Origin of the sequence: Mangrovicoccus sp. HB161399, from assembly GCF_013184745.1 — a bacterium.
Lineage (GTDB): Bacteria > Pseudomonadota > Alphaproteobacteria > Rhodobacterales > Rhodobacteraceae > Mangrovicoccus.
The window spans coordinates 1-7,398 of the sequence record NZ_JAATVU010000138.1; the positions used below are offsets into that span (position 1 = coordinate 1).

Here is a 7,398-nt window from a genome sequence, read left to right on the forward strand (position 1 = left end):
AGATCTCAGCGCGCACGACGAGAAAGGTCGCCAGAAAGACAACAAGCGACGACAGCACAAAGAAGACACCATAGGTCAGCGCCAGCCGGACCGGCGTGCTGCGCAACAGCCTGTTACGGCGCATGGAAACTGTATCCCGTATTGCGAACCGTGTGCAGGAGCTGGACGGAGAAGGGCTTGTCGATCTTGGCGCGCAGCCGGCTGATATGGGTTTCGACGACACTGGTCTGCGGATCGAAATGAAAGTCCCAGACCTTTTCCAGCAGCATGGTCCGCGTCAGCACCTGTCCTTCAGCGCGCATCAGCACTTCCAGCAACGTGAATTCGCGCGGCTGCAGCTCGATCACCTTGCCGCCGCGATGAACGACACGGCGGACAAGATCCATCTCAAGATCGGCAACACGCAAAACCGTCAGTTCCGCCTTGACCGGCGGCCGGCGACCAAGCGCGTTGATGCGCGCCAGAAGTTCGGAAAAGGCGAAAGGTTTCACCAGATAATCATCCGCGCCGGCTTCAAGCCCCTCAACCCGATCATCCACACCGCCAAGCGCCGTCAGAAACAGCATCGGTGTTGCCACTCTGGCGGCACGGGCCGCCCGCACGACCGAAAGCCCGTCCAGTTCCGGCAGCATGCGATCGATGATCAGAAGCTGGTAATTTTCCGAGGCCATCATGGCACGCTTAAGGCCCACGCGGCCATCGAAGACGACATCACAGACATGACCGGCTTCACTCAGCCCCCGGCTGAGAAAATTCGCAGTGCGACGATCATCTTCAAGAACCAGAATGCGCATGATGAGCAGTCCCATTCCTCTCTTGGCCGATTATCGGCTGCGCCTGAGGCTCAGCATGAGGATCACCATGCAGCCGACGATCAGGAAACCGCCGGCCGCAAAAGGCGAAACCCCGAAACGGCCAACCGCCAGGGCACAAAGGAAGACAACAGCCAGAACCTGCAAAGCGAGCCAGCCATCGTCGACAAACAGCCCATAAAGCTCGGCAAGGATCTCACGAACCAGTTTCATTGCGAAGCTTCCATCGTTTCGCACTCCGCTTCGAGCCGCCTGACCGCTAGGGCCGACACCCCGGCAAACAGCAGGAACAACGCCAGGACGGACAGATCGCCGCCGGGCCAGTGCAAGCCGATCGCTTCACCGACCCAGAAAACCCCGAAGGCAGTAAGCATCAGCCCGACGACGAATTTGATCGTGTTTTCCGGTACGCTGGAAAGCGGCTTGTGCACGACAAGGCCGACAAGTGCGACCAGCAGTGCCGCCGCAAGCGCGCCAATGCCCGCAACCATCGTCATGTTATGCGCCGTTCCAGCGGCGATGACGATGAAAACCACTTCAACGCCTTCAACCAGCACCGCCTTGAAAGCCGCAATGCCGGCAAGGTAATCCGAACGGCGGTTATCGTCCCCGTCCGCGTAAGCATCGATCTCTCGCGCAAAGACGGCCGCCTCATCACGGAGCGCAAGCCGACCGGCAGCACGCAAAATCGCCTTTCTCAGCCAGCGCATGCCGAAGAGCAACATCGCCGTACCGATAACCAGCTGCAGCGGCTGCAACGGAACCAGAGCGAAGAACGGACCGAAACTGAGAACCAGCCCGACAAGGACAAGAAGCGCCAGCGCGCTGCCGGTGAGCGCCGGACGCAGGCCGCGCGTCAGACTGACCGCCAGCACAATGGTAAAGGCCTCGACGACCTCGACAAGCGATGCAAGGAAAGTCGCCGAAAATGTTGAAAACAGTGCTGCAGTGTTGTCCATCAGCCAGTCCGGATTTCCGAAACATGCCGCGCCGATAAAGCCTCGGTCTTTCGGGAAGACGCGTGCCGGAAGCATAGCCGACGGGCGGTCCACGGCAAGCAGGAATGCAGTTTATCACGAATCCGTAAGAAACCGGCGCCTGTCCCGACCCGCTCCTTTCCGGTGCAACACCGATCCGGGCATCCCGTCAAGGTTACGCGACAACAGGATCATAGCCTGAAAGGCGACAATGCCAAAACACCGCTTGAGGCCAGCCAGGCACCGTGTAGTTCGCCGGCCGAGCGGCAGGAGGCATCTCAGCGCGCGGGCGGAAGCTGGGTCTGAGCTCGCTGGTGATCGGCTCGTCATTGGCGGAGAAACGCCAAAACCCCTGCAGCTGGGCTGCAGGGGTTTTTGAATGATTTGGTTGCGGGGGCAGGATTTGAACCTGCGGCCTTCAGGTTATGAGCCTGACGAGCTACCGGGCTGCTCCACCCCGCGTTATCCTTTGAGCACCGGGGTTAAGGAGGAAACGGCTAGTCTGTTTCCGGCCCGGTCTTGTTTGTTTGTCGATCCTTAGGGCTTTGCCCTGCGGGTCGACGGGGGGCTGCTCCACCCCGCGTTATATTTTGTATTGCATTGAACGGCGAAAGCCGCCGATGACGGCGGCTTTTTGTCGGCAGTCGCCGTTTTCAGCATGAATGAGAAGACGAAAGCTGCACTTGGCAGACCTGGCAGCGACCTACTCTCCCGTGTCTTAAGACAGAGTACCATCGGCGCTGGGGCATTTCACGGCCGTGTTCGGAATGGGAACGGGTGCTAAGGACCCCGCCATAACCACCAGGTCGGCCAAGTGCAGCATATTTTCGAGAAGCTGGTTGTTGTGCTTGCGCTTCGCTTGTCTGCAGGGGCAGTGACTATCGAGGAACTTCCCCGTAGCAGCTTGCCTGCGTCGCGCAGCGCGCTTGCGGAGGATAGGCCCGTCAGGGCCGCTCATCCGTGAGCGATAAGATCATGTCCATCAGCGAAGCTGATGAACATAAACAATGAGAACGATCAAGCCGATCGAGCTATTAGTACCGGTAAGCTTCATGCGTTGCCGCACTTCCACACCCGGCCTATCAACGTGGTCGTCTTCCACGGCTCTGATAGGGAATACTCGTTTCCAGGTGGGTTTCCCGCTTAGATGCCTTCAGCGGTTATCCCTTCCGTATATAGCTACCCTGCTATGCGGCTGGCGCCACAACAGGTCCACCAGAGATACGTCCATCCCGGTCCTCTCGTACTAGGGACAGATCCTGTCAATATTCCTACACCCACGGCAGATAGGGACCGAACTGTCTCACGACGTTCTGAACCCAGCTCACGTACCGCTTTAATTGGCGAACAGCCAAACCCTTGGGACCTGCTCCAGCCCCAGGATGCGATGAGCCGACATCGAGGTGCCAAACAACCCCGTCGATATGGACTCTTGGGGGTCATCAGCCTGTTATCCCCGGCGTACCTTTTATCCGTTGAGCGATGGCCCTTCCACACGGGACCACCGGATCACTATGACCGACTTTCGTCTCTGCTCGACTTGTCAGTCTCGCAGTCAGGCGGGCTTATGCCATTGCACTCGACGACCGATTTCCGACCGGTCTGAGCCCACCATCGCGCGCCTCCGTTACTCTTTAGGAGGCGACCGCCCCAGTCAAACTACCCACCATACACTGTCCCGGCTCCGGATAACGGAGCGCGGTTAGACATCCACAAAGATAAGGGTGGTATTTCAAGGATGGCTCCACGCAAACTGGCGTCCACGCTTCAAAGCCTACCACCTATCCTACACATGCCTTGGCGAATGCCAGTGTAAAGCTATAGTAAAGGTGCACGGGGTCTTTCCGTCTGACCGCAGGAACCCCGCATCTTCACGGGGGATTCAATTTCACTGAGTCTGCGTTGGAGACAGCGGGGAAGTCGTTACGCCATTCGTGCAGGTCGGAACTTACCCGACAAGGAATTTCGCTACCTTAGGACCGTTATAGTTACGGCCGCCGTTTACTGGGGCTTCGATTCAAAGCTTGCACCTCTCCTCTTAACCTTCCAGCACCGGGCAGGCGTCAGACCCTATACGTCGTCTTGCGACTTCGCAGAGCCCTGTGTTTTTGGTAAACAGTCGCTACCCCCTGGTCTGTGCCACCCTCCAACGGTTGCCCGCTAAAGGGTCACGCTTCTTCCGAAGTTACGCGTGCAATTTGCCGAGTTCCTTCAACGCAGTTCTCTCAAGCGCCTTGGTATACTCTACCTGACCACCTGTGTCGGTTTCGGGTACGGTCTCTTGGCGGGGCTATTTCCTGGAACCGCTCCACCGCACACTCAATCCAATAAGAATGTACGATTTGTGCAATCCGTCACCACCGCCTGGCCCACGAATATTAACGTGGTTCCCATCGACTACGCATGTCTGCCTCGTCTTAGGGGCCGGCTAACCCTGCTCAGATTAACTTTAAGCAGGAACCCTTGGTCTTTCGGCGAGGGAGTCTCTCACTCCCTTTATCGTTACTCATGTCAACATTCGCACTTCCGATACCTCCAGAAGCCCTCACGGGTCTTCCTTCATCGGCCTACGGAACGCTCCGCTACCACGTGGATAAATCCACATCCTCAGCTTCGGTGCATGGCTTGAGCCCCGTTACATTTTCGGCGCAAAGACCCTTATTTAGACCAGTGAGCTGTTACGCTTTCTTTAAATGATGGCTGCTTCTAAGCCAACATCCTGGTTGTTTTGGGATCCTCACATCCTTTCCCACTTAGCCATGACTTGGGGACCTTAGCTGGAGGTCAGGGTTGTTGCCCTCTTCACGACGGACGTTAGCACCCGCCGTGTGTCTGCTGAACAGTACTCCATGGTATTCGCAGTTTGGTTAGGATCAGTAAGACGGTGAGTCCCCATAGCCCATCCAGTGCTCTACCCCCATGGGTATTCATTCAACGCTCTACCTAAATAGATTTCGCGGAGAACCAGCTATCTCCGAGTTTGATTGGCCTTTCACCCCTAGCCACAAGTCATCCCAATCTATTGCAACAGATGCGGGTTCGGTCCTCCAGTTGGTGTTACCCAACCTTCAACCTGCTCATGGCTAGATCACTCGGTTTCGGGTCTAATGCAACAAACTGAGCGCCCTATTAAGACTCGCTTTCGCTACGCCTACACCTACCGGCTTAAGCTTGCTTGCTACACTAAGTCGTTGACCCATTATACAAAAGGTACGCCGTCACCCTTGCGGGCTCCGACTGTTTGTAGGCATCCGGTTTCAGGTTCTCTTTCACTCCCCTTGTCGGGGTGCTTTTCACCTTTCCCTCACGGTACTGGTTCGCTATCGGTCATGCACGAGTACTTAGGCTTGGATCGTGGTCGACCCATGTTCAGACAGGATTTCACGTGTCCCGCCCTACTCTAGGACAATAAACCATCTTACGCATACGGGGCTGTCACCCTTATTGCCATGCTTCCCAACATGTTCTGCTTACAGATCTATTGCCACTGGCCTGGTCCGCGTTCGCTCGCCACTACTTGCGGAGTCTCAATTGATGTCCTTTCCTGCAGGTACTTAGATGTTTCAGTTCCCTGCGTTCGCCTCTTACACCCTATTTTATTCAGGTGAAGATACCTTCTAGCGATATCTAGAAAGATAAGATGTTCTACCGAACACCTTAAATTTTCTAGATATCTAAGGTGGGTTTCCCCATTCGGAAATCCATGGATCAAAGCTTATTCGCAGCTCCCCACAGCTTATCGCAGCGTATCACGTCCTTCATCGCCTGTGCATACCTAGGCATCCACCAAATGCCCTTAAGACACTTGATCGTTCTCATTGCTGATGTTCATCTTCTTACGTCTTCACGCTGCCGCAGCTTCGCCGCTTCGCTCCAGACAGGGCGCCAAACGATTGGCGACGGGCATAAGCCCTACGAGGGAAGTCCCTCGAACCGTCCGTAAACATCATGAAGTCTCAAGCCGGGCCTTTTGTATAACCCCGGCCAATGCCATCAACACGATCTGACCACCGACCCAACAAAGTCGGCAGTCTAAAAATTTTATAAGATCTGACGTCATCATTCCGTAGCGGCTAAGCCGCGTCGGCAATCGTTTGCCGCTCCCGCGAAGGATAGGGCCAAAGGCCCGCTCATCCGTGAGCGCAAAGCAAACTATAAAGACGCCAGTCTTTATAGACCAGCTTCTCGAGATAATGTCCGGTGATGTGCGGTCAGGCGCATCAATCCGCGGCTCCCGTCAGATGAAGAATAAATCCTCAAACAACAAGCCCGCGTCAGACAGGGCTTCCTATCGTCACTGCAACCTCTCTCATCCCGTGGCCGGCTAGACCACAAAATGCCGTCAATGGTTGCAGCTCCAAACAACCAGGCCAAAACCTGATCTCCTGGAAGCCTCCAGACATATCTTCTCTTCACAATGTAACATTCAACAGGCATCAGCCCCGAAGGGCTCATGCAAACCTTTTTTCTTAAAGTCATCACCAAAGGCTGCCGTAAAGGCGCCAATCAGGATTTTGGTGGAGCTGAGCGGGATCGAACCGCTGACCCCCTGCTTGCAAAGCAGGTGCTCTCCCAGCTGAGCTACAGCCCCGTTCTGATATCCAAGAGCTTTGGTGGGCCCGGGAAGACTTGAACTTCCGACCCCACGCTTATCAAGCGTGTGCTCTAACCAACTGAGCTACGGGCCCATTCTCTGTCCTCACGCTGTCGCAGCTTATCGCTGCTCCGCTCCGGACGGGGCGCCGTACGATCGGCGACGGCCGGTCGGCCTGAGGTTCAAACCAAACGACCATCAAGTCGTTATCCTTAGATGACTTTTAAGAAAGAGAAACGTGGCAAGCGGTCTTTGCTATTACCGTATCACCCGAAGATGACCGGCTTATGCGTTTCGATCAGATTGACTATCCGATCTTGTTCTAACAAGCGTTCTTTAGGCCGAAGCCAAAAAAGATCGCTTCCTTAGAAAGGAGGTGATCCAGCCGCAGGTTCCCCTACGGCTACCTTGTTACGACTTCACCCCAGTCGCTGACCCTACCGTGGTCGCCTGCCTCCTTGCGGTTAGCGCAGCGCCTTCGGGTAGAACCAACTCCCATGGTGTGACGGGCGGTGTGTACAAGGCCCGGGAACGTATTCACCGCGGCATGCTGATCCGCGATTACTAGCGATTCCAACTTCATGCACCCGAGTTGCAGAGTGCAATCCGAACTGAGATGGCTTTTGGAGATTAGCTCACACTCGCGTGCTCGCTGCCCACTGTCACCACCATTGTAGCACGTGTGTAGCCCAGCCCGTAAGGGCCATGAGGACTTGACGTCATCCCCACCTTCCTCTCGGCTTATCACCGGCAGTCCCCTTAGAGTGCCCAACTTAATGCTGGCAACTAAGGGCGAGGGTTGCGCTCGTTGCGGGACTTAACCCAACATCTCACGACACGAGCTGACGACAGCCATGCAGCACCTGTCCTGGCGTCCCGAAGGAACCCCCGATCTCTCGAGGTAGCACCAAATGTCAAGGGCTGGTAAGGTTCTGCGCGTTGCTTCGAATTAAACCACATGCTCCACCGCTTGTGCGGGCCCCCGTCAATTCCTTTGAGTTTTAATCTTGCGACC

General features: G+C 55.8%; 3 protein-coding genes, 3 tRNA genes and 3 rRNA genes. All 9 read right to left on the bottom strand.

The genetic code is table 11. The features are described from left to right. Nucleotides 1-113: 113 nt before the first annotated feature. Nucleotides 114-794 (bottom strand): winged helix-turn-helix domain-containing protein, encoded by a 681-nt coding sequence (locus tag HCC78_RS30815; protein WP_172332568.1) that lies wholly within the window; start codon nt 792-794, stop codon nt 114-116. A 30-nt stretch (nt 795-824) separates the two neighbouring features. Beyond that, nucleotides 825-1,025: a hypothetical protein gene (locus tag HCC78_RS30820; RefSeq protein WP_172332566.1), complete on the bottom strand. Its 201-nt coding sequence runs from the start codon at nt 1,023-1,025 to the stop codon at nt 825-827. Next, nucleotides 1,022-1,771: a COG4280 domain-containing protein gene (locus HCC78_RS30825; protein ID WP_172332567.1), complete on the bottom strand. Its 750-nt coding sequence runs from the start codon at nt 1,769-1,771 to the stop codon at nt 1,022-1,024. Before HCC78_RS30825 ends, HCC78_RS30820 begins: the two co-directional genes overlap by 4 nt. A gap of 403 nt (nt 1,772-2,174) precedes the next feature. Then, nucleotides 2,175-2,251 (bottom strand) — tRNA-Met (locus tag HCC78_RS30830). A gap of 228 nt (nt 2,252-2,479) precedes the next feature. Further along, nucleotides 2,480-2,595 (bottom strand): 5S ribosomal RNA (gene rrf / locus HCC78_RS30835). Between the two features lie 207 nt (nt 2,596-2,802). Then, nucleotides 2,803-5,600, bottom strand: a 23S ribosomal RNA gene (locus HCC78_RS30840). 704 nt (nt 5,601-6,304) lie between these two features. After that, nucleotides 6,305-6,380: transfer RNA gene (locus HCC78_RS30845), tRNA-Ala, on the bottom strand. 20 nt (nt 6,381-6,400) lie between these two features. Further along, nucleotides 6,401-6,477: transfer RNA gene (locus HCC78_RS30850), tRNA-Ile, on the bottom strand. Nucleotides 6,478-6,752: 275 nt separating this feature from the next. Further along, nucleotides 6,753-7,398 (bottom strand): 16S ribosomal RNA (locus HCC78_RS30855); the annotation flags it as partial.

What these genes read in the sequence shown, in the direction of transcription:
- HCC78_RS30815 (WP_172332568.1), bottom strand. Translation starts at nt 794, where the DNA reads ATGCGCATTCTGGTTCTTGAAGATGATCGTCGCACTGCGAATTTTCTC.
- HCC78_RS30825 (WP_172332567.1), bottom strand. Translation starts at nt 1,771, where the DNA reads ATGGACAACACTGCAGCACTGTTTTCAACATTTTCGGCGACTTTCCTT.
- HCC78_RS30820 (WP_172332566.1), bottom strand. Translation starts at nt 1,025, where the DNA reads ATGAAACTGGTTCGTGAGATCCTTGCCGAGCTTTATGGGCTGTTTGTC.